The organism is Curtobacterium sp. L6-1, assembly GCF_018885305.1.
In the GTDB taxonomy this organism is placed as follows: Bacteria; Actinomycetota; Actinomycetes; order Actinomycetales; family Microbacteriaceae; genus Curtobacterium; species Curtobacterium aetherium.
This window is the reverse complement of record NZ_CP076544.1, coordinates 1,391,759-1,413,434: the sequence shown is the minus strand read 5'-3', so window position 1 is coordinate 1,413,434 and position 21,676 is coordinate 1,391,759. Positions and strand designations below refer to the sequence as shown.

19 protein-coding genes and 1 pseudogene are annotated in these 21,676 nt (G+C 72.1%); 16 read left to right on the top strand and 4 right to left on the bottom strand.

The window, feature by feature from the left end; genetic code table 11:
- Positions 1-20: 20 nt before the first annotated feature.
- Positions 21-2,576, top strand: a complete 2,556-nt coding sequence (gene leuS / locus KM842_RS06520; RefSeq protein ID WP_216261649.1) for a leucine--tRNA ligase — start codon at positions 21-23, stop codon at positions 2,574-2,576.
- 92 nt (positions 2,577-2,668) lie between these two features.
- Complete coding sequence (locus KM842_RS06515) at positions 2,669-3,520, top strand: ComEA family DNA-binding protein (protein WP_216261648.1); 852 nt, start codon at positions 2,669-2,671, stop codon at positions 3,518-3,520.
- Between the two features lie 56 nt (positions 3,521-3,576).
- Here KM842_RS06515 and KM842_RS15845 read toward each other — a convergent pair whose 3' ends face one another.
- Positions 3,577-4,347 carry a hypothetical protein gene (locus KM842_RS15845; protein WP_253206280.1) on the bottom strand — a complete coding sequence of 257 codons (771 nt, stop codon included), beginning with the start codon at positions 4,345-4,347 and terminating at the stop codon, positions 3,577-3,579.
- On the opposite strand from KM842_RS15845, the pseudogene KM842_RS16025 reads away from it, so the two are divergent.
- Positions 4,324-5,394 (top strand): annotated as a pseudogene (locus tag KM842_RS16025) (ComEC/Rec2 family competence protein); the annotation flags it as partial. The gene KM842_RS15845 and the pseudogene KM842_RS16025 overlap by 24 nt on opposite strands.
- A gap of 944 nt (positions 5,395-6,338) precedes the next feature.
- Positions 6,339-7,358, top strand: coding sequence for a DNA polymerase III subunit delta (gene holA, locus KM842_RS06500; protein ID WP_216261647.1), 1,020 nt, complete (start codon positions 6,339-6,341; stop codon positions 7,356-7,358).
- 197 nt (positions 7,359-7,555) lie between these two features.
- On the opposite strand, the gene rpsT is transcribed toward holA, so the two are convergent.
- Positions 7,556-7,816, bottom strand: a complete 261-nt coding sequence (gene rpsT / locus KM842_RS06495) for a 30S ribosomal protein S20 (protein WP_216261646.1) — start codon at positions 7,814-7,816, stop codon at positions 7,556-7,558.
- Between the two features lie 203 nt (positions 7,817-8,019).
- Between rpsT and KM842_RS06490 the strand changes: the two genes are divergently transcribed.
- From KM842_RS06490 to KM842_RS06480, 3 genes are read left to right on the top strand one after another with little or no spacing between them, the layout of a single operon-like run.
- The gene (locus tag KM842_RS06490; protein ID WP_216261645.1) at positions 8,020-9,186 is read left to right on the top strand and encodes a pyridoxal phosphate-dependent aminotransferase; all 1,167 of its coding nucleotides are present in this window, start codon (positions 8,020-8,022) and stop codon (positions 9,184-9,186) included.
- A gap of 43 nt (positions 9,187-9,229) precedes the next feature.
- Positions 9,230-11,077 (top strand): translation elongation factor 4, encoded by a 1,848-nt coding sequence (gene lepA / locus KM842_RS06485; RefSeq protein ID WP_216261644.1) that lies wholly within the window; start codon positions 9,230-9,232, stop codon positions 11,075-11,077.
- Positions 11,074-11,718, top strand: coding sequence for a DUF1990 domain-containing protein (locus tag KM842_RS06480; RefSeq protein WP_253206278.1), 645 nt, complete (start codon positions 11,074-11,076; stop codon positions 11,716-11,718). Before lepA ends, KM842_RS06480 begins: the two co-directional genes overlap by 4 nt.
- A 97-nt stretch (positions 11,719-11,815) precedes the next feature.
- Here the strand turns inward: KM842_RS06480 and KM842_RS06475 are convergent, their stop codons facing one another.
- Complete coding sequence (locus tag KM842_RS06475; protein ID WP_216261643.1) at positions 11,816-12,508, bottom strand: HAD family hydrolase; 693 nt, start codon at positions 12,506-12,508, stop codon at positions 11,816-11,818.
- 29 nt (positions 12,509-12,537) lie between these two features.
- Here KM842_RS06475 and hemW point away from each other — a divergent pair, with 29 nt between their 5' ends.
- Entirely contained in the window at positions 12,538-13,761 is a 1,224-nt protein-coding gene (gene hemW, locus KM842_RS06470) for a radical SAM family heme chaperone HemW (RefSeq protein WP_216261642.1), read from the top strand.
- A gap of 135 nt (positions 13,762-13,896) precedes the next feature.
- Here the strand turns inward: hemW and KM842_RS16020 are convergent, their stop codons facing one another.
- Complete coding sequence (locus KM842_RS16020; RefSeq protein WP_367397714.1) at positions 13,897-14,418, bottom strand: DUF4870 domain-containing protein; 522 nt, start codon at positions 14,416-14,418, stop codon at positions 13,897-13,899.
- A gap of 122 nt (positions 14,419-14,540) precedes the next feature.
- On the opposite strand from KM842_RS16020, the gene hrcA reads away from it, so the two are divergent.
- The 8 genes from hrcA to era all read left to right on the top strand — a co-directional run bounded on the left by hrcA (position 14,541) and on the right by era (position 21,674).
- Positions 14,541-15,563 (top strand): heat-inducible transcriptional repressor HrcA, encoded by a 1,023-nt coding sequence (gene hrcA, locus KM842_RS06460; RefSeq protein ID WP_216261641.1) that lies wholly within the window; start codon positions 14,541-14,543, stop codon positions 15,561-15,563.
- A gap of 50 nt (positions 15,564-15,613) precedes the next feature.
- Positions 15,614-16,726, top strand: a complete 1,113-nt coding sequence (gene dnaJ / locus KM842_RS06455; RefSeq protein WP_216261640.1) for a molecular chaperone DnaJ — start codon at positions 15,614-15,616, stop codon at positions 16,724-16,726.
- Positions 16,726-17,490: a 16S rRNA (uracil(1498)-N(3))-methyltransferase gene (locus tag KM842_RS06450; protein WP_216261639.1), complete on the top strand. Its 765-nt coding sequence runs from the start codon at positions 16,726-16,728 to the stop codon at positions 17,488-17,490. The genes dnaJ and KM842_RS06450 overlap by 1 nt, the downstream gene beginning before the upstream one ends.
- Positions 17,491-17,566: 76 nt before the next feature.
- On the top strand, positions 17,567-17,920 hold the full coding sequence (locus KM842_RS06445; protein WP_216261638.1) for a histidine triad nucleotide-binding protein: 354 nt from the start codon (positions 17,567-17,569) through the stop codon (positions 17,918-17,920).
- Positions 17,910-18,965, top strand: coding sequence for a PhoH family protein (locus KM842_RS06440; RefSeq protein WP_216261637.1), 1,056 nt, complete (start codon positions 17,910-17,912; stop codon positions 18,963-18,965). The genes KM842_RS06445 and KM842_RS06440 overlap by 11 nt, the downstream gene beginning before the upstream one ends.
- Positions 18,962-19,423: an rRNA maturation RNase YbeY gene (ybeY, locus tag KM842_RS06435; protein ID WP_216261636.1), complete on the top strand. Its 462-nt coding sequence runs from the start codon at positions 18,962-18,964 to the stop codon at positions 19,421-19,423. The genes KM842_RS06440 and ybeY overlap by 4 nt, the downstream gene beginning before the upstream one ends.
- A 5-nt stretch (positions 19,424-19,428) precedes the next feature.
- Positions 19,429-20,751, top strand: a complete 1,323-nt coding sequence (locus KM842_RS06430; protein WP_216262156.1) for a hemolysin family protein — start codon at positions 19,429-19,431, stop codon at positions 20,749-20,751.
- On the top strand, positions 20,748-21,674 hold the full coding sequence (gene era, locus KM842_RS06425) for a GTPase Era (protein ID WP_216261635.1): 927 nt from the start codon (positions 20,748-20,750) through the stop codon (positions 21,672-21,674). The genes KM842_RS06430 and era overlap by 4 nt, the downstream gene beginning before the upstream one ends.
- Positions 21,675-21,676 lie beyond the last annotated feature (2 nt).

Below are 21,676 nucleotides of genomic sequence, written 5' to 3'. Positions count from 1 at the left end.
GGCTTGTATCGTTGACGACCGTGACCATCGAGCAGCACGTCGAGGACCCGCACACCTACGACTTCCGGCGCATCCAGGAGAAGTGGCAGGCACGGTGGGAAGAGCTCGGCCTCTTCACCGCCGACCCCGACGACACCCGCCCGCGCAAGTACATCCTCGAGATGTTCCCGTACCCGTCCGGCGACCTGCACATGGGCCACGCCGAGAACTGGGCCCTCGGTGACTTCGTGGCACGGTACTGGCGCCAGCAGGGATTCAACGTGCTGCACCCGATCGGGTGGGACTCGTTCGGTCTGCCCGCCGAGAACGCCGCCATCAAGCGCGGGGTCGACCCCAAGGACTGGACCTACGCGAACATCGCGCAGCAGAAGGCGTCCTTCAAGCGGTACGCGCCGTCCTTCGACTGGTCGACCGAGATCCACACCTCGGACCCCGAGTACTACAAGTGGAACCAGTGGCTGTTCCTCAAGATGTACGAGAAGGGCCTGGCGTACCGGAAGGACAGCTGGGTCAACTGGGACCCGGTGGACCAGACCGTGCTGGCCAACGAGCAGGTGCTGCCCGACGGCACCTCCGACCGCTCCGGCGCCGTCGTCGTCAAGAAGAAGCTGACGCAGTGGTACTTCAAGATCACGGACTACGCGGACCGGCTGCTCGACGACCTCAACCAGCTCGAGGGACGGTGGCCGTCGAAGGTCATCGCGATGCAGCGGAACTGGATCGGTCGCTCCGTCGGCGCCGACGTCGACTTCGTCATCGAGGGCCGTGACGAGCCGGTCACCGTCTTCACCACGCGTCCGGACACCATCCACGGCGTGACCTTCCTGGTCGTCGCCCCCGACTCCGACCTGGCCGCCGAGCTCGTCGACGACCCGTCCGTCGACGACGCCACCCGCGCCGCCTTCCAGGAGTACCTGGTCGCCACGCAGAAGGCGTCGGACATCGACCGGCAGAACGCCGACCGCCCGAAGACCGGGGTGCCGCTCGGCCGGACCGCGGTGCACCCGCTGACCGGGGAGCGCCTGCCGCTCTGGGCCGCCGACTACGTGCTGGCCGACTACGGACACGGTGCGGTCATGGCCGTGCCCGCGCACGACCAGCGCGACCTCGACTTCGCCCGCGCCTTCGACCTGCCCGTCACGGTCGTCGTCGACACGAACCAGCCCGTCACCGGTGCGATCCCGGTCATTCCCGAGGGCGCGACCCTCGAGGACCTGCCGTCGCTCGACCCCGCCACCACGGGCGAGGCGCTGACCGGCCAGGGACGGATGATCAACTCCGGCCCGCTCGACGGCATGAGCAAGCAGCACGCCATCACCGCGGCGATCGGCCTGCTCGAGGAACGCGGCACCGGCCGTGCCGCCAAGACCTACCGTCTGCGCGACTGGCTCATCTCGCGCCAGCGGTTCTGGGGCACCCCGATCCCGATCATCCACGGCGAGGACGGCAGCCAGTACCCGGTCCCCGAGGACCAGCTGCCCGTGGTCCTGCCCGACACCGAGGGTCTCGACCTCAAGCCGAAGGGCACCTCGCCCCTCGGTGGCGCGACCGACTGGGTGAATGTGCCGAACCCGGTCGACGGCAGCCCTGCGCGCCGCGATCCCGACACGATGGACACGTTCGTCGACTCGTCCTGGTACTTCCTGCGCTTCCTGTCCCCGCAGGACGAGACGCAGGCGTTCGACCCGGCGCTCGTGAACAAGTGGGCGCCCGTCGACCAGTACATCGGCGGCGTCGAGCACGCGATCCTGCACCTGCTGTACGCGCGCTTCGTCACGAAGGTGCTGTTCGACCTCGGCTACCTCGACTTCACCGAGCCGTTCTCGGCGCTGCTCAACCAGGGCATGGTGCTGTCCGGCGGCTCGAAGATGTCGAAGTCGAAGGGCGGCGTGTCCCTCGGCGACGAGCTCGACGCGCACGGTGTCGACGCGATCCGTCTGGTGATGGGCTTCGCGGGTCCGCCCGAGGACGACATCAACTGGGAGGACGTCTCGCCGGCAGCCTCCGCGCGCTTCCTGGCCCGTGCCTACCGGATCGCCGTCGACGTCACCTCGACGCCCGACGCGGTCTGGTCCACCGGCGACCGCGCCGTCCGGCAGGCGACCCACCGGTTCCTGGCCGATGCGCCCGGGCTGATGGAGTCGTTCAAGTTCAACGTCGTGATCGCGCGGCTCATGGACCTGGTGAACGTCACCCGCAAGGCGATCGACAGCGGCCCCGGTGCCGCCGACCCCGCCGTGCGTGAGGCTGCCGAGACGATCGCCCTCGGACTCAGTGTGTTCGCGCCCTACACCGGCGAGGAGATGTGGCAGACGCTCGGCTACGACTCCCCGGTGGCGACGTTCGGGTGGCGCAAGGCCGACCCGACCCTGCTCGTGCAGGAGACGCTGACCGCGGTCGTGCAGGTCAACGGCAAGGTGCGCGACTCGTTCGAGGTGTCGAAGTCGATCGAGGCGGACGAGCTCGAGCAACTCGCCCGGAGCTCGGCGGCGGTGCAGCGGTACATCGGTGACCGCGAGATCGTGAAGGTCATCGTCCGGGCGCCGAAGCTCGTCAACATCGCGATCAAGGGGTAGTCCTCCCTCCACAGCGGGGTCCGGGGCGGAGGCGCTCCACAGGTCCGACACACGGAGCCCGGTCGAGAGACCGGGCTCCGTAGCGTTCCGGCATGTCCCGCTTCGCGCTCTCGCCCCGTGCCGGCCTGGTGCTCGTGGGGGTCGTGCTGGTCGTCGCGGTGGCGGTGGTCCTGCTGGGCGGCGGCGGTGCGGCGGGCAGCGGTGTGGGCGGCGGTGGCGCGGGTGTCACCGTGGTCTCGGGGGCGCCGACGGTCGTGGGGGAGCCGGGCGACGCCGGGGCGTCCTCGGGCGGTTCGACGGGCGCTGGTGGTCCCGGCGGCGCTGGCGGCCGTGGTGGCGCCCGTGGAGCCGGGGGGTCCGGCAGTGGTGCTGGTGCTGGTGTCGGTGCGGGCCGTGGTGCGTCGGGTGCTGCGTCCGGTCCGGCGGGGATCGCCGTCGTGTACGTCGTCGGTGCGGTGGCCCACCCCGGGGTCGTCCGGGTGCCGGTGGGCGAGCGGGTGTCGGACGCCCTCGACGCGGCCGGGGGCGCCGGGGGTGACGCGGACCTGACCCGCCTCAACCTGGCGCGCCCCGTCGTGGACGGCGAGCGGGTGTACGTGCCCCGGGTCGGGGAGACCGAGGTCCCTGCCGAGCTGCGGCCGGGCGGCGCGGTGGTCGGCAGCGGTGCGGCTGGCGGGGGCGGTCCGGCGGGTGCGGGCGGTGCTGTCGGCGGTGCGGCCGGATCCGGCGTCGGTGGGACCGTTGGCGAGGACGCGGTCGTCGACCTCAACGCGGCGGACACGACGGCGCTCGAGACCCTGCCGGGGATCGGTCCGGCGCTGGCGCAGCGGATCCTGGCGTGGCGGGAGGAACACGGCGGCTTCCGCTCGGTCGAGGACCTGCTCGAGGTCAGCGGCATCGGGGACGGCCGGTTCGCCGAACTGCGGGACCGGGTGCGCGTGTGAGCGCGGCGGGACTCCGGGCGTCCCCGGCGGACCTGCGACTCGCGGGGCCCGTCGGGTCATCGTGGGTCGTCGGCACGGTGCTCGTCGGGGTGCCGCACCTGGCCGTCCCGGTCGTCGTGGTGGCCGCGGCCGCGGTGGTGGGTGCGCTCGTGGTGCTGATCGGGCTGGAGCCAGCGGCGCTGCTGCGGGTCCGACGATCCCGGGGCTGGGCGCTCCTGCCCGTCCGGCTGCGGTCGGCCCTGCGCCGCCGGGTGGCCGCGGCGGACCTGGCCCGCGGGGCGTGTGCACTCGCGCTGACCACCGCGCTCCTCGTCGGACTGCTGGCGGTGGCGGTCGCCGTCGGTCAGGGACGGCGGGAGCCGTCGGTCCTCCTCGACGCGTCCGGCCGGACGAGTGACGTCCGCGTGCGCCTCGACCGCGACCTCGCGCCGGGCGACCGGTCTGTGGTCGGGACGGTCGTGGCGGTCCGGACCGGCGCCTCCCGGCCCGACGGCCTGCGGGTGCCGGTCCGGCTCGTGCCCGCAGCCGGCGAGCCCCGGCGAGTCGTCCTGCCGGCGGGGACGGTCCTCGACGTCCGCGGTCCGATGCAGCAGGACGAGGCCGGGGCGACCACCGCGTTCGTGCTCTTCGTCCGCGGGGACCTGCGTGTCGTGGACGGCCCGCACGGGGTCCTCGGAGCGAGCGCCGTGGCACGGGCGGCCTTCGTCACCGTCACCGCCGACCTGCCGGAGCCCGGCGCTGCGCTGCTCCGCGGCCTCGCGATCGGTGACCGGTCCGGACTCGACCCGGTGACCGAGCAGGCCATGGAGACCTCCGCCCTCACGCACCTGACCGCGGTGTCGGGGTCGAACTGCGCCGTCGTCGTGGCACTCGTGGTGCTGGTCGGTCGGGCCGTCGGGGCTCCCCGCCTGGTGCGTGCCGCCGCCGCGGTCGTGGTGCTGCTCGGCTTCGTCGTGCTCGTCCGACCCGATCCGTCGATCACCCGCGCGACCGTGATGGCGGTCGTCGTGCTCGTGGTCCGCCTGCGCGGACGGCCGGTGCGCGGGGTGCCGCTCATCGCCCTCGCCGCGGCCGGGATGCTCGTCGCCGATCCGTGGGTCGCCCGTTCCTATGCCTTCGCGCTCTCGGTGCTCGCGACGACGGGGATCGTGGTCCTCGGGCCACCCCTGACCGACCTGCTCGCCCGCCGGCTCTGGACGCCGGCGGCCGCCGCGGTCGCGGTCCCGGTCGCGGCGCAGGTGACGTGCTGGCCGGTGACGATCCCGCTGTCGGCGTCGCTGCCCACCTACGCGGTACCGGCCAACCTGCTGGCCGAGGTCGTGGCACCGGTCGCCACCGTCGTCGGGCTCGGCTCCTGCCTGCTCGCGCCGTGGTGGCCGGCGGGGGCCGGGCTCCTCGCGACGGTCGGCTGGGTGCCCGCCGCGGTCGTCGGCGCCGTCGCACGCGGGGCCGCTGCGCTGCCGGCCGCCTCGGCACCCTGGCCGCCGGGCGTGGTCGGGGTCGTCGCTGCGGCGGCGGTCAGCGCTGCCCTCGCGGTCGGCGTGCTCCTGCCCGGGCGGGTCCGGCGGACGCTGGTCGTCGCTGCCGCGGTGACGGCCGTCGTCGGGGTCGGGTCGGTCGCCGTGCCGGTGGTGCTCGTCCGCGGCTCGGTGCCCACCGGGTGGACCACCGCGATGTGCGACGTCGGGCAGGGGGACGCGACCCTGCTGCGGAGCGCCGGGCAGACCGCCCTCGTCGACACCGGCGACGACCCCGAGCGGCTGCGGACCTGCCTGACGCTGCTCGGCGTCTCCCACGTCGACCTGCTCGTCCTGACCCACTTCGACCGCGACCACGTCGGAGCGGTCGACGCGGTCGCCGACCGGGTGGAAACCGCCTTGGTCGGTCCGGTCGGACGGCCGTCGGACGCCCGGGTGCTCACGGACCTGCGCGCGGCGGGCGTCGACGTGCGACGAGCGACGGACGGGACCGCCGGTTCCCTCGGGGACCTGCGGTGGCGGGTGCTCTGGCCGCGCAGCTCCGACCCGGAGGCAGGGAACGCCGCGAGCATCGTCCTGCGCGCCGATCCCACCCCCGGAGCAGCGTGTCCGGGGTGCCTGAGCACGCTCCTGCTCGGCGACCTGGGGGAGGACGCGCAGCGACGACTCCTCCGGACGGCGCCCCCGGACCTCCTCGCGCCCGTCGACGTCGTCAAGGTGGCGCACCACGGCTCCGCCGACCAGGACCCGGAGCTGTACCGGGTGCTCGCGGCCAGCACCGGGCTGATCGGGGTCGGCGCGGACAACGACTACGGGCACCCGACCGAGCGTGCGCTGACCATGCTCGCGGCCGCCGGGACCACGGTGTACCGGACGGACCTGTCGGGGACGGTCGTGCTCCGCGGCGCGGGGGAGCGGCGCGCGGATGACGAGGTGGCCGGTGCGGACGGCGCGGACGGGGCGGACGGCGCCGACGGGGCGGACGGGCCGGACGGGGCGGCTGGCGAGGGCGGGCCGGACGGGGCAGCCGCTGCGGGCGGGGCAGCCGGGGCGGGCGGGGCGGACGGGGCAGCGGGGGCTGGCGGGCCGTGCCGTGCGGCGCAGGTCGAGGTCTGGACCGAACGCGACGTCGACGCGCCTGACCCCGACGGCGATGCGCCTCATGCCGACGCACCCGGCCCCGACGCACCCGACGCCGACCCACCTGACGCCGACCCCGACCGGGCCGCTCGGACGGCACCGTCGGCACCCGCCCCTAGGATCGAGGCGGCGACGTCCGGCCCCGTGCTGCTCGTGCACCGGGCACGTCGTCGTCGCCCAGCGTCACCGGAAGGACCCGCATGCCCGCCAAGAAGCCCGCGCGCGCCGCAGCGAAGATCGACCAGATCCCCTGGTCGGCGATCCGGCCTGCGCCGGTCGTCCTGGTCACCGGGGCCGAGACCTTCCTCGCCGAGCGGTCCATCGGCATGCTCCGCGACCTGCTCGTCGGCGAGGACCCCGCGCTCGAGGTGCACGACCTCGAGGCGGACCAGTACGCGCCCGGGCTGCTGGCGACCCTGGCCAGCCCGTCCCTGTTCGGCGAGCCACGCCTGGTCCGGGTCACGAACGTCGAGAAGTGCACCGACGCCTTCATCACCGAGAGCATCTCCTACCTGCAGGCGCCCGCCGACGACGTCACCCTGGTGCTCCGGCACGGCGGGGGCGTCCGAGGCAAGAAGCTCCTGGACACCATCCGCAGCGGCGTCGGCGGCGGCATCGAGGTGCAGTGCGACGAGATCAAGCGCGACACCGACCGCATCGACTTCGTCAACGCCGAGTTCCGGGCCGCCCGGCGGAAGATCGCTCCGTCGGCCGTGCGGACCCTCGTCGCTGCCTTCGCCGACGACCTCGCCGAACTCGCTGCCGCCTGTCGTCAGCTCCTGGCCGACGAGGCCGCCGAGATCACCGACCGCACCGTCGACAAGTACTACGGCGGCCGGGTCGAGACGAACGCGTTCAAGGTCGCGGACATCGCCCTCGCCGGCCGGTCCGCCCCCGCGATCGTCGAACTCCGTCACGCACTTTCCACGGGGGAGGCGCCGGTGCCGATCGTGGCGGCCTTCGCGAGCAAGCTCCGCACGATGGCGAAGGTCAGCTCTTTCCGCGGATCGAGCGGGCAAGCTGCGTCCTCGCTCGGCATGGCTCCGTGGCAGGTGCAGCGTGCACAGCGTGACGTCGCAGGGTGGAGCGAGGCGGGGCTGGCGAACGCGATCACGAGCATCGCGGCCGCCGACGCCGCGGTGAAGGGCGGCTCGCGGGACGCGCACTTCGCCCTCGAGGTGATGGTCCGCACCATCGCCCGACGCGGCGAGGACCGCTGAGGCGAGCCGCGCCTCCCGGCCGTGACGCGGGCCGCACCGCCCGTCGCCCCGCCGACGACGCAGACCCCCGCCGACGAGGAGCACCCACCGACGACGAGCATCCCACCGACGACGCAGGCCTCGACGACCACGGCCCCGTCAACGACGAAGGCCCCGCACCAACGGTGCGGGGCCTTCGAGACGATCAGCGCCTCAGATCAGAGCGCGGAGACCTTCTTCGCGATGGCCGACTTGCGGTTCGCGGCCTGGTTCTTGTGGATGACACCCTTGCTGACGGCCTTGTCGAGCTTCTTCGAAGCGAGCGACAGGGCGGCGACGGCCTTGTCCTTGTCACCCGAGGCGATGGCCTCGTTCGTGTGACGGATGTAGGTCTTCAGCTCCGACTTGTACGCCTTGTTGCGGTCGGTGGCCTTCTGGTTGGTCTTGATGCGCTTGAGCTGCGACTTGATGTTCGCCATGCGTGTTGCTCCTGGTTTCGTCTCGGACGGGTGGTTGCGATCCCGGGTAGAGGGGCCCTTCGTCGCATCGCGTTCCACCCGTGGGCGACGGAACGCGTAAGCCAGCGACAAACGTTACCAGGCCGACCCGTCCCGACCAAAGCCCGACACGGTGCGCGTGGCGCGGAGGTCGGCGCGGGAACCGGAGCGGATACGGTGGCGGCATGCCGTCCCTCGCGCCCCGCATCGACACCGTCCCGCCCTCGGGCATCCGCCGGGTGTTCGAGCAGGCGGCCCTCCTCGACGACGTGACGATGCTCGTCATCGGTGAGCCGGACGTCCCCGTCGCGAAGCACATCGGCGACGCCGCTCGTCGTGCGTGGGCGGAGGACCGCACCGACTACGGTCCGAACGGCGGCATCCCGCAGCTCCGGCAGGCGATCCAGGACAAGCTGCACCGCGAGAACCGGATGGACGTCGACCTCGAGCAGGTGTGGGTCACGGTCGGTGCGACGCAGGCGCTGTTCACCGCGATGACGCTCGTGCTCTCGCCGGGCGACGAGGTGCTCGTGCCGGACCCCGGCTACACGACCTTCACGATGAACGCCCACATCATCGGCGCGGACCCGGTGCCGTACCAGCTGTCGCCGTCGCACGGGTTCGCGCCCGACCTGGCGGCCCTGGAGGCGCGGATCACCGACCGCACGCGCGCCATCGTCGTCAACTCCCCGTCCAACCCGCTCGGCACGGTGTTCGGCGAGCAGACGCTGCGGGATCTGCTGGCGCTGGCGAAGCGGCACGACCTCTGGGTGATCAGCGACGAGGTCTACGAGTACTTCACCTACGGCACGCGGCACGTCAGCCTGGCGTCCCTCGACGACGACGACCGGGTGTTCTCCGCCTTCTCGCTGAGCAAGACCTACGCGATGACCGGGGTGCGGGTGGGGTACCTCGTGACGCCGAAGGGCATGGGCCCGACGATGCGCACCGTGCAGGAGTCGATCATCAGCTGCGTCGCGGAGCCCGACCAGTGGGCGGCCCTGGCGGCCATCGTCGGGGACCACTCGCCCGTGCAGGACGCCCGCGAGCACTACCGCGAGAACCTCGAGGTCGCGACCGGGGTCCTCGACGCCGCGGGCATCCGGTACAACGACCCGCAGGGCGCCTTCTACCTGTGGATCGACGTCTCGCACGCCACCCGGGGCGACGTCGCCGAGTGGGCGCTCGCGTTCCTGCAGCAGGAGCGGGTGGCGGTCGCACCGGGCAGCGCGTTCGGACGGACCGGCGAGGGCTGGATCCGGGTGTGCCTGGCCGCGTCGGCCGAGGACCTGCGTCGCGGACTCGGCGCGCTGCCCGTCCCGACGCTCGGGACGCACGCCACCGACGCCTGAGCATGGGACAATCGTCGGACCGTCCGACCCACCCCGAGGAACCGTGAGCCCACAAGCATCTGCGCCGCTCGAGCCCGCCTCGACGCCGGCCGCCGCGATCCGCAACTTCTGCATCATCGCGCACATCGACCACGGCAAGTCCACGCTGGCCGACCGCATGCTGTCGATCACCGGCATCGTCGAGGACCGGGCGATGCGTGCGCAGTACCTCGACCGCATGGACATCGAGCGCGAGCGCGGCATCACGATCAAGTCGCAGGCCGTCCGCATGCCGTGGGAGCTCGACGGCGAGACCTTCGCGCTGAACATGATCGACACGCCGGGGCACGTCGACTTCTCGTACGAGGTCTCGCGGTCCCTCGCGGCGTGCGAGGGTGCGATCCTGCTGGTGGACGCGGCGCAGGGCATCGAGGCCCAGACGCTCGCCAACCTGTACCTGGCGCTCGAGAACGACCTCGAGATCATCCCGGTGCTCAACAAGATCGACCTGCCGGCCGCCGAGCCCGAGAAGTACGCCGCCGAGCTCGCGCAGCTCATCGGCGGCAAGCCCGAGGACGTCCTGCGCGTCTCCGGCAAGACGGGCGAGGGCGTGGCCGAGCTGCTCGACCGCGTCGTCCGGACCGTGCCGGCACCCGTCGGGACCGTCGACGCCGCGCCCCGCGCGATGATCTTCGACTCGGTGTACGACAGCTACCGCGGTGTCGTGACCTACGTGCGCATGATCGACGGGTCAATCAAGCCGCGCGAGAAGGTCCAGATGATGTCGACCAAGTCGACGCACGAGATCCTCGAGATCGGGGTGTCGAGCCCCGAGCCGACCCCGACGAAGGGGCTGTCCGTGGGCGAGGTCGGATACCTCATCACCGGCGTGAAGGACGTGCGGCAGTCGAAGGTCGGCGACACGGTCACGAGCGCGCAGCGTCCGGCGACCGAGGCTCTGTCCGGCTACACCGACCCGAAGCCGATGGTCTTCTCGGGCCTGTACCCGATCGACGGCAGCGACTACCCGGTGCTGCGTGAGGCGCTCGACAAGCTCAAGCTGTCCGACGCCGCACTGGTCTACGAGCCCGAGACCTCCGTCGCGCTCGGCTTCGGCTTCCGCTGCGGCTTCCTCGGGCTGCTGCACCTCGAGATCATCACCGAGCGGCTGCGCCGCGAGTTCGACCTCGACCTCATCACGACCGCGCCGAGCGTGGTCTACGAGGTCACGACCGAGGACAACACCGTCACCGAGGTCACCAACCCCTCGGAGTTCCCGACCGGCCGCATCGTCGAGGTCCGCGAGCCGATGGTCCGCGCCGCCATCCTCGCGCCGAAGGACTACGTCGGCGCGATCATGGACCTGTGCCAGCAGCGCCGTGGCTCCCTGCTCGGCATGGAATACCTGGGCGAGGACCGGGTCGAGATCCGCTACGAGATCCCCCTCGGCGAGATCGTGTTCGACTTCTTCGACCAGCTGAAGAGCAAGACGCAGGGCTACGCGAGCCTCGACTACGAGCCCACCGGTGACCAGGCCGCCGACCTCGTGAAGGTCGACATCCTGCTGCAGGGTGACCAGGTGGACGCGTTCAGCGCGATCGTGCACCGCGAGAAGGCGTACGCGTACGGCACGCTCATGACCGAGCGCCTGCGCAAGCTCATCCCGCGCCAGCAGTTCGAGGTGCCGATCCAGGCCGCGATCGGCGCCCGCATCATCGCCCGCGAGAGCATCCGCGCGATGCGCAAGGACGTCCTGGCGAAGTGCTACGGCGGTGACATCACCCGCAAGCGCAAGCTGCTCGAGAAGCAGAAGGAAGGCAAGAAGCGCATGAAGACCATCGGTCGGGTCGAGGTCCCGCAGGAAGCCTTCATCGCAGCGCTCTCCGGCGACGTCGAAGAGAAGAAGAAGTGAGCCGCGGGCAGCACCGGACCGCCCTGACCTACGGCGCCGTCGGTGCGACCCAGGCGTCGGACCTCATGACCTACCCGCCGGAGGGCTTCACGCCGGCGGAGTCCCGCGCCCGGATCGGCCACGGCGACCAGCGCTTCGAGACCGCGGTCATGCAGGCCCTGACCTGGCAGATCCAGGAGCGCAGCGGCATGGGCGTGCACGTCGAGGACACCCCGGAGGACGACGAGGTCCGGTACAACCCGGTCACCTTCGACGAGAACGGCGTCCCGGTCGTCCCCGCGTCGATCGGCACCCCGCGGGTCGAACGGACCACGCCGGACGGCACGCCGTTGCTGACCGCGGGCACGACGGCGACGCTGACGATGCACGCGTTCGGGCAGACCGTGCAGGCGCCGGTGCGCGTCGTCGCGATCATCGACGAGCGCGACCGCAAGGGCTTCGCGTACGGCACGCTCGAGGGACACCCGCTGTCGGGCGAGGAGTCCTTCGTCGTCGAGCGCACGCCGGACGGGTCGGTCTGGTTGCAGGTCCGCCAGTTCTCGCAGCCGGCGAGCCGGAAGTGGCGGTTCGTCGCGCCGCTGCTGCGTCGCCAGCAGCGTGTGATGGCCGAGAAGTACCTGGCCGCGCTCCGCGGCGACTGACGCGGCCGCACCGACCGGTCGGGTGACGGTGACCGCGCGACCGGGGCGTGCCTCCCGGCCTGGAGGCACGCCCCGCGTGACCCGGTCGTCCCGCGTCTCAGCCGAGCGGCTCGAGCGCAGCGATCGCGTCCTCGATGAGCCGGGCGTCCTCGACGCAGTCCCGCGCGACCGCGACCGCACTCGTGGCGCGCAAGGCGTCCACGTCGTAGACCCCCGTCGCCACCGCGAGGAACGGGATCCCCACGGCGTCCGCGGCCTCGCCGTCACGGGGTGTGTCGCCGACGATGACGGCGCGGCTGCCGGAGAGCGCGGCGGCGGCGCGGGCGGTGACGCCGGACCGTTCCACCTCCTCGTCGCCGAAGTACGAGTGCTCCCAGTCGAAGGCGTCGACGTCGAAGCCCGCGCCGGACAGCTTGATGCGGGCGCGGTGCGCGGAGTTGCCGGTGAGCAGGCCGTTCCGCCAACCGAGCGACGCGAAGTGCCGCACGAGCTCGATCGCGCCGGGCGCCGGCGTCCGGCGGTCCCCGGAGCGGTACCGCTCGTCGGACAGGTCGCGGAGGTGACCACTGACCGTCGGGACGAGGCCGTCGTCGAGCCGGTGGGCGCGCACGTGCTCGACGATGATGCCGGCGTCGGTACGGCCGTGCTGGTGGCCGACGAGCAGGGGCAGGTCGCGGCCCATCGCCCGCTCGAGGGCCAGGTGGTAGAGGTTGCCCGGTGACGCGGCGTTGCGCACGAGGGTCCCGTCGATGTCCCAGAGGACCGTGGTGCTGACCTGGTGGTGCTCCATGCCGTCCATGATGACGGACAATGGACTCCATGCCGAGTGCTCTGCCGATCGCCGATCCCGCTCCCGCGGACGGGCTCGTCGATCCGGGTCCCGGAGCGGGCGACGTCCCGTTCGGTGTCTACGTGCACGTCCCGTTCTGCCGGGTGCGCTGCGGGTACTGCGACTTCAACACGTACACGGCGTCGGAGCTGCGCGGGGTCCGGCGTGACGACTACGCCGGCCACGCCCTGCGCGAGATCGCCTTCGCGGACCGGGTGCTCGAGCGCTCCGGCGTCCCGCGGCGTCCGGTGTCGACGGTGTTCTTCGGCGGCGGCACCCCGACGATGCTGCCGGCGTCGGACCTGGCGATGATCCTGCGGGCGATCGACGACACTTGGGGGATCCTGCCCGGAGCCGAGGTCACGACCGAGGCGAACCCCGACTCCGTCGACGCCGAGTCGATCGCGACGCTGCAGCGCGCGGGCTTCACCCGGATGAGCTACGGCATGCAGTCGGCGGTCCCGCACGTGCTCGCGACCCTCGACCGGACGCACGACCCCGAGCGGGTGCCCGTCGTCGTCGACCTCGCGAAGCAGCAGGGGCTCGACGTCAGCCTCGACCTCATCTACTCGACGCCGGGGGAGTCCCTCGACGACTGGCGCACCTCGCTCGACGCCGCGATCGCGTGCGCCCCGGACCACGTGTCGGCGTACTCGCTCATCGTCGAGGACGGCACCGCGATGGGCCGCGCCGTGTCGCGCGGTGAGCTCCCGGCACCGGACGACGACCTGGCCGCGGACATGTACGAGCTGGCGGACCGGGTGCTCGGCGACGCCGGCTACGACTGGTACGAGGTCTCCAACTGGGCGCGCGGTCCGGAGCACGCCAGCCAGCACAACCTGTCGTACTGGAGGGGCCACGACTGGTGGGGCATCGGCCCCGGAGCGCACTCCGCCGTGGCGGGGACGCGGTGGTGGAACGTGAAGCACCCCGCCGCGTACGCGAACAAGGTGCTGCAGGACGAGTCGCCGGCCGCGGGGCGTGAGACCCTCGACGCCGAGACGCGCTACGTCGAGCGCGTGCTCCTCGCCGCGCGGGTGCGCGGCGAGCTCCGCACCGACGAGCTCCGCCGGGAGGCCCGTGGCCGGGTCGCCGGCCTCATCGCGCGCGGTCTCGTGGACGGCCGGGCGGCGCTCGGCGGGTCCCTCGAGCTGACGCTCCCGGGCCGCCTGCTCGCGGACGCGGTCGTGCGCGACCTGCTCGACGAGGACTGACGCGGGACCGGGCGCAGAGTCGTCACCGCCCCGGCGCACCAGCGCGCAGGCCCGTCGGTGCGCCGGGGCGCCCAGGCGCTGGCCCGTCGGTGCGCCGGGGCGCCCAGGCGCTGGCCCGTCGGTGCGCCGGGGGCGCTAGGGCTTCACGAACTCGATCGAGAGCGGGTAGCGGTAGAACTGGCCCTGGTTGGCGGCCAGCGCGGCGAGGATGCCGAAGACGATCGACACGATGCCGACGGCCGCGATGACCAGGAACCCGATGCCGAGCACCGACGTCAGGGCCCCCACGAAGTAGGCGATGGCCATCGTGATGTGGAAGTTCAGCGCGACGCGGGTGTGCTCGCGGACGAAGCGGCCACGGTCACGCAGCAACAGGTACCCGATGACGGGGACGAGGACGTTCGAGAAGATCCCGCCGACATGGGTCAGCGTCGCCCAGAGTCGCTGGTCCTCCGGGGTCATCGGCTGCGGGGGCCGGTAGCCCTCCGGGTGCCCGGGCTGCTGCTGCCAGCCGCTGCCGTACGCGCCGTCCTGCTGCTGGCCGTAGCGCTGTCCGCCGTACGGCTGCCCGGGGTACCGGTCTCCGTCGGGCTGCTTCCCGCCGTGCTGGCCGTCGCGGGGGTCGCCCGGGCCGCCGGGCTCCTGTCCGTAGCTCATGCCCGCAGCGTACCGAGGCGCCTGTGCAGAAGTCCCGGGGCGTCGGTCGTCGGGCGTAGGATCAGCACTCGACGAGTGAGAGTGCCAGCAGTCGGACGGCGACACGAGCGGAAGGGGAACCGATGGTCAGCGAACGGAGCCTCGAGGTCCTCAAGGCCATCGTGCGGGACTACGTCGCCTCGCGTGAGCCGGTCGGGTCGAAGACCATCGTGGAGCGCCACGCCTTCGGGGTGAGCGCCGCGACGATCCGCAACGACATGGCCCAGCTCGAGGACGAGCAGCTCATCATCGCCCCGCACACCTCGTCGGGCCGTGTCCCCACCGACAAGGGCTACCGCGTCTTCGTCGACCACCTGGCCGCCGCCCGTCCGCTCTCCGGCGCCCAGCGGCAGGCGATCGAGACGTTCCTCGGTGCCTCGAACGACCTCGACGACGTCCTGACCCGCACCGTGCGCCTCCTCAGCCAGCTGACCAACCAGGTCGCGCTCGTGCAGTACCCGACCATGGGGCACGCGCGCGTCCAGCACGTCGAACTCGTCCGCCTGGCCGACACCCGCCTGATGGTCGTGCTCATCACGGACACCGCACGGGTCGAGCAGCGCGTCATCGAGACCGACGTCGCCGTCGACGAGTCCGCCCTGTCCGAGCTCCGCGCCGTCGTGAACGGCGCCACGGTCGGGCTGCCGCTGCAGGACGCGCCGACCACGCTCCGGTCCCTCCCCGGGCAGCTGCGTCCGGAGGTCCAGGCACTCGCCGGGGTCGTCGTCGCGAGCCTGGTCGAACAGGTCGCCGCGAACCGGCAGGACCGGCTGCTCATGGCCGGCGCCGCGAACCTGGCCAAGAGCGAGCAGGACTTCTCGGGCGGGCTCTTCCCCGTGCTCGAGGCCATCGAGGAACAGGTCACCCTGCTCCGGTTGTTCGGCGAGATGCAGGTCGACGACATCGCGGTCGCGGCGAGCATCGGGGTCGAGAACGCCGAGTACGGTCTCGACGCGACCAGCATCGTCGCGGGCGGCTACCTCGCCGCCCGTGGTGAGATCGCCCGCCTGGGCGTCCTCGGTCCGACCAGGATGGACTACGGCACGAACATGGCCGCGGTCCGCGCGGTCGCCCGCTACCTGTCCCGGTTGCTCGGCGAGGCCTGACCTCCCGACGCCCTCCCACCCCGCCCACCCACGCACCCCCTGAGGAACACTTGGCAGACCACTACGACGTCCTCGGCGTCCCGCGCGACGCCTCCGATGCCGACATCAAGAAGGCGTACCGGCGGCTCGCACGCGAGCTCCACCCGGACGTGAACCCGAGCCCCGACGCCGCCGAGCGGTTCAAGGACGTCACGCACGCGTACGACGTCCTGAGCGACCCGGACCAGCGCCGACGCTTCGACGCGGGCCCGCAGGACGGTCCCTTCGGCGCCGGAGCCGGCGGGTTCAGCGACATCTTCGACGCCTTCTTCGGCGGTGGTGGCGGCGGCGGCGGACGGGGAACCGGTCCGCGCAGCCGTGCCGAGCGGGGCCAGGACGCCCTGCTGCGGCTCGAGGTCGATCTCGACGAGGTCGTCTTCGGGACCCACAAGGACCTCGAGGTCGACACCGCGGTGCTGTGTGACACGTGCGGCGGTTCCTGCTGCGCGCCCGGCACGAGCCCGCAGACGTGCGACATCTGCGGCGGCTCCGGCCACATCCAGCGCCAGGTCCGCTCGCTCCTGGGCAACGTCGTCACGAGCGCGCCCTGCGGGACGTGCCGCGGCTACGGCACCGTGATCCCGAATCCCTGCCCCACCTGCCAGGGCCAGGGGCGCGTCCGCGCCCGTCGCACGGTCCCGGTGGACGTCCCCGCGGGCGTCGACTCCGGCCTGCGCCTGCAGATGCCCGGTCAGGGCGAGGTCGGGCCGGCCGGCGGTCCCTCGGGTGACCTGTACCTCGAGGTCCGCGTGCGGCACCACGACGTCTTCAGCCGCGACGGCGACGACCTGCTCGCCACGCTCGAGGTCCCGATGACCGACGCCGTGCTCGGTGCCACGACCACGATCGACGGCCTCGACGGGCCGGTCGAGCTCGAGATCCGTCCTGGCGTGCAGAGCGCCGACGTCCTGGTCATCAAGGACCGCGGTGTCACGAAGCTCCGCGGGTCGGGTCGTGGCGACCTCAAGGTGGGCATCCAGGTCGTGACGCCGACCAAGCTGTCCCACAAGGAGCGCCAGCTCATCGAGCAGCTCGCGAAGTCCCACAAGGCCGGGTCGCCCCAGCTGTCCCGCTTCCAGCAGGGCATGTTCGGCAAGCTCCGCGACCGGTTCTTCAACTTCTGATGGCGTCGCTCTACCTCGTCGACACGCTCGACGGCGTCACGGCGGGCGGCCAGGTGTCGCTCGACGGCGCCGAGGGTCGTCACGCAGTGACGGTGTCCCGCGTGCGCGTGGGGGAGCGGCTCCGGCTCTCCGACGGTCGCGGCACGGTCGTCGCCGGGGCGGTGGCGTCCGTGGGCAAGGACGCGCTCGTCCTGACGGTCGAGTCCGTCGACGTCGACCCGGCGCCCCGGCCGTCGCTGACCCTCGTGCAGGCGTTGGCGAAGGGCGGCCGCGACGAGATGGCCGTGCAGGCGGCCACCGAGATCGGTGTCGACCGGGTGGTGCCGTGGGCGGCTGCCCGGAGCGTCTCGCGGTGGGACGGCGCGAAGGTCGAGAAGGGCCGCGCGCGCTGGGCTGCCATCGCGCAGGAGGCCGCCAAGCAGGCGGTCCGCTCGCGCGTTCCCGAGGTCGTCGGGCCGGTCACGACCGCGCAACTCTCCGGCGGAGCGGGAACGTCGCCCGTCGACGGCGGCGGGGTCGGGCGGCGCGCGCTCGTCCTGCTCGACCCGACCGCGACGGTCCGGCTCGCCACGTGGGACCCGCCGACCGACGCGGACGAGATCGCCCTGGTCGTCGGGCCCGAGGGCGGGATCGACCCGTCCGAGCTCGACCGCCTCGAGGCCGCCGGTGCGGTGCGGGTGCGGCTCGGCGACACGGTGCTCCGGACGTCGACCGCAGGTCCCGCGGCGCTGGCGGTGCTGCAGTCGCGGCTCGGGCGCTGGTGAGCCGGTCCGGCGTGGATCGGATCGTCCGGTCGGACCGGGAAGGCGCGGGGTCGGTCGCGCGTTCTACGATGGGACCATGACCGACACCGAGCCCAGCGTCTTCACGAAGATCGTCGCGCGTGAGATCCCGGCGACCATCGTGGCCGAGGACGACCGTGTCATCGCGTTCGAGGACATCGCGCCGAAGGCACCCGTGCACGTGCTCGTCGTGCCGAAGACCCAGGCGTACGCGAACGTCGGCGAGCTCGCGAGCGCGGACCCCGAGCTGCTGGCACACGTCGTCGCGACGGCCCGGCGGATCGCCGACGAACGTGCCGGCGGTCAGTTCCGACTCGTGTTCAACACCGGCGAAGCCGCCGGACAGACCGTGTTCCACGTGCACGCGCACGTACTCGCAGGTGAACTGCAGGAAGGCACCCTTGCCAGCTGACGAACCAGCCACCACCGAGCCGGAGTCCGTCTCCGAGCCCGTCTCCGTCTCGGAGCTCACCGTCGACGGCATCGCCATGGTGCAGTTGCTCGGCCCGCAGGACCGCCTGCTGAAGACGGTCGAACGCCAGTACCCGGGCGTGCGCGTCCTCGTGCGCGGCAACCAGGTCTCGCTCTCGGGTCCGGAGCGCGACGTCACCCGTGCACGGGCGCTGGTCGACGAGCTCGTCGGCATGGTGCGCCGCGGCCAGGACATCGGGCAGTCCGACATCCCGACCTCGGCCCGCATCATCGACGAGGAGCGCAGCCCCTCGAACGTGTACGGCACGCCGATCGTCTCGAGTCGGGGCAAGTCGGTGCGACCGAAGACGGACGGCCAGCGCGCCTACGTCGACGCCATCGACGACCACACCATCACGTTCGGCATCGGTCCGGCCGGTACCGGCAAGACCTACCTGGCGATGGCGAAGGCGGTCCAGGCCCTGCAGCGTCGCGAGGTCACCCGGATCATCCTGACCCGTCCCGCGGTCGAGGCGGGGGAGCGCCTCGGCTTCCTGCCCGGCACGCTGACCGACAAGATCGACCCGTACCTCCGCCCGCTGTACGACGCGCTCAACGAGATGATGGACCCCGAACTGGTCCCGAAGCTCCTGGCCGCCGGCACGGTCGAGGTCGCACCGCTCGCGTACATGCGCGGCCGGACGCTGAACGACTCGTTCGTGGTCCTCGACGAGGCGCAGAACACCACGCCCGAGCAGATGAAGATGTTCCTGACGCGCCTGGGCTTCGGGTCGAAGATGGTCGTCACCGGTGACATCACCCAGGTCGACCTGCCCGGCAACGTCTCGGGTCTGCGGCTCGTGACGCGCATCCTCGAGGACGTCGACGACATCCACTTCGCCCGCCTCGGCAGCGAGGACGTCGTCCGCCACACCCTTGTCGGCCGCATCGTCGACGCCTACACGCAGTACGACGAGGAACGTCTCGCCGAGCAGGCCGGACACCGCCCCCAGCACCAGGACGACCGCCGAGGAGGCAACCGGTGAGCATCGAGCTCAACAACGAGTCCGGCGTGGCGGTGGACGAGGACACCGTGCAGCGCCTCGCCGCCTTCGCGCTCGACGCCATGCACGTGCACGCCGACGCCGACCTGGCGATCGTGTTCGTCGACGAGGGCGCGATGGAGCAGCTGCACATCCGGTGGATGGACGAGCCCGGTCCGACCGACGTCCTGAGCTTCCCGATGGACGAACTCCGCCCCGGCACCGAGGACGAGCCGACCCCCGCCGGCCTGCTCGGCGACATCGTGCTCTGCCCCCAGGTCGCCGAGGAACAGGCCCGCACCGCGGGGCACTCCACCCTCGACGAGATGCTGCTGCTCACCTGCCACGGCGTGCTCCACCTGCTCGGCTTCGACCACGCCGAACCGGACGAGAAGGCCGAGATGTTCGGCCTGCAGGGCGAGATCCTCGCCGGCTTCGCCGCACAGCGCCGGGAGCGGTGACCGCAGTGCTCCTCGTCGCCGTCCTGCTCGCGGTGGCGTTCGTGCTCGTGGTCCTCGGCGGACTGCTCGCCGCCGCCGACTCCGCGCTGTCCGTGCTGTCCCGTGCCGACCTCGAGGAGGTGGCCCGCGGCAGCAAGCGTCGACGTGCCATCGAGGCCCTCGCGGACGACCCCGGCGCGCACGTCAACGCCCTGAACTTCTTCCGCGTCCTCGCCGAGACCGCGGCCGCCGTGCTCGTGACGATCGCCCTCGTGACGGTGTTCGACACGTGGTGGCTCGCGCTCATCGTGTCGGCCGCCGTGATGACCGCCGTGTCCTTCGTGCTCGTGGGCTCCAGCCCGCGCAGCGTCGGTCGGGCGCACGCCGAGGGCATCATCGCCACCACGGGCGGCCTCGTCCGCGGGGTCCGGATCGTGCTCGGCCCGCTCGCCGGGTTGCTCGTCGCGATCGGCGACCGCGTCACCCCGGGCCGCGTGCGCAGCGCCTCGAGCGTCTCGAGCGAGGAGCAGCTGCTCTCCCTCGTCGACGAGGCCACCGAGAGCAACGTGCTCGAGGCCGACGACCGCGAGCTCATCCACTCGGTCTTCGCGTTCAGCGACACGCTCGTGCGCGAGGTCATGGTGCCCCGGACCGACATGGTGACCGCGGACGCCACCGACACCGTCTCCGCCGTGATGGAGCAGTTCCTCGCCACCGGCGTCTCCCGGATGCCCGTCACCGGCCGGGACAACGACGACGTGCTCGGCGTGGCCTACCTGCGCGACCTCGCCCGCGCGCTGTACGAGCGGCCCGAGGTCGGGACGCGGTCGGTGCGGACGATCCTCCGCCCGGCCGAGTTCCTGCCCGAGTCGAAGCCGGCCGACGAGACGCTCCGGCACATGCAGCTCGCGAAGAACCACCTCGTGCTGGTCGTCGACGAGTACGGCGGCGTCGCGGGCCTGGTGACGATGGAGGACCTCATCGAGGAACTCGTCGGCGACATCTCGGACGAGTACGACCGCACCGTCGTCGACCGCTCCGAGGTCGGCCCCGGACGCTGGCTCGTCTCCGCCCGCCTGCCCATCGACGAGCTCGGCGACCTGTTCGGCATCGAGCTCGACGACGACGACGTGGACACCGCCGGCGGCCTGCTCACGAAGGAGCTCGGGCACCTGCCGTCGGCCGGCGACACCGTGACGGTGTCCGGCGTCGTCCTGACCGCGGACCGCGTCGAGGGCAAGCGCCGCCACCTCATCACGGTCCTGGCGGAGCGCACCGCCGACCTCGCCTCGGCCGAGCAGGCCTTCGGCGACACCGACCACTCCACGACGGGAACCCGAACGACATGACCGACGCCACCCCCGAGTCCACGACGCCCTACCGCGCGGGGTTCGTCTCCTTCGTCGGCCGCCCGAACGTCGGCAAGTCGACGCTGACGAACGCCCTGGTCGGCCAGAAGGTCGCGATCACCTCGTCGAAGCCGCAGACCACCCGACGGGCGATCCGTGGCATCGTGCACCGGTCGAACGGGCAGGTCATCGTGGTGGACACCCCGGGCGTGCACCGTCCGCGGACCCTGCTCGGCGAGCGGCTGAACGACCTCGTCCAGTCCACCCTCGGCGACGTCGACGTGATCGGCTTCTGCGTGCCCGCGAACGAGCCGATCGGGCCGGGCGACCGGTTCATCAACGACACGCTCGACCAGTACCCGCGGGCCAAGAAGGTCGCGATCGTCACGAAGATCGACCGCGCCGGCAAGGAGAAGGTTGCCGAGCAGCTGCTCGCCGTCTCGCGCCTGCGGGAGTGGGACGCGATCATCCCGACCTCCGGGACCGAGGGGCTGCAGCTCGAGGACCTCCTCGACGAGGTCGTCTCGCTGCTGCCCGAGTCCCCGCAGCTCTACGACGACCTCGCGGTCACCGAGGAGACCGACGAGGAGCGCATCGGCGAGCTCATCCGCGAAGCCGCGCTCGAGGGCGTCCGTGACGAACTCCCGCACTCACTCGCCGTCGTCATCGAGGACATGGTCGAGCCGGACGCCGACGACGACCCGAACGGTCCGCTGCGCATCTTCGCCAACCTGTTCGTCGAGCGCGACAGCCAGAAGGCGATCGTCATCGGGCACAAGGGCGGGCGGCTCAAGGACGTCGGGACCCGCGCGCGCGTCGAGATCGAGGGCCTGCTCGGCCGGCACGTCTTCCTCAGCATCCGCGTGAAGGTCGCCAAGGAGTGGCAGCGCGACCCGAAGCAGCTGGGACGCCTGGGCTTCTGACC

What these genes read in the sequence shown, in the direction of transcription:
- rpsT (WP_216261646.1), bottom strand. Translation starts at nt 7,816, where the DNA reads ATGGCGAACATCAAGTCGCAGCTCAAGCGCATCAAGACCAACCAGAAG.
- KM842_RS06445 (WP_216261638.1), top strand. Translation starts at nt 17,567, where the DNA reads ATGACCGACACCGAGCCCAGCGTCTTCACGAAGATCGTCGCGCGTGAG.
- KM842_RS06490 (WP_216261645.1), top strand. Translation starts at nt 8,020, where the DNA reads ATGCCGTCCCTCGCGCCCCGCATCGACACCGTCCCGCCCTCGGGCATC.
- KM842_RS06475 (WP_216261643.1), bottom strand. Translation starts at nt 12,508, where the DNA reads ATGGAGCACCACCAGGTCAGCACCACGGTCCTCTGGGACATCGACGGG.
- hemW (WP_216261642.1), top strand. Translation starts at nt 12,538, where the DNA reads ATGCCGAGTGCTCTGCCGATCGCCGATCCCGCTCCCGCGGACGGGCTC.
- era (WP_216261635.1), top strand. Translation starts at nt 20,748, where the DNA reads ATGACCGACGCCACCCCCGAGTCCACGACGCCCTACCGCGCGGGGTTC.
- KM842_RS16020 (WP_367397714.1), bottom strand. Translation starts at nt 14,418, where the DNA reads ATGAGCTACGGACAGGAGCCCGGCGGCCCGGGCGACCCCCGCGACGGC.
- KM842_RS06515 (WP_216261648.1), top strand. Translation starts at nt 2,669, where the DNA reads ATGTCCCGCTTCGCGCTCTCGCCCCGTGCCGGCCTGGTGCTCGTGGGG.
- KM842_RS06450 (WP_216261639.1), top strand. Translation starts at nt 16,726, where the DNA reads ATGGCGTCGCTCTACCTCGTCGACACGCTCGACGGCGTCACGGCGGGC.
- hrcA (WP_216261641.1), top strand. Translation starts at nt 14,541, where the DNA reads ATGGTCAGCGAACGGAGCCTCGAGGTCCTCAAGGCCATCGTGCGGGAC.
- holA (WP_216261647.1), top strand. Translation starts at nt 6,339, where the DNA reads ATGCCCGCCAAGAAGCCCGCGCGCGCCGCAGCGAAGATCGACCAGATC.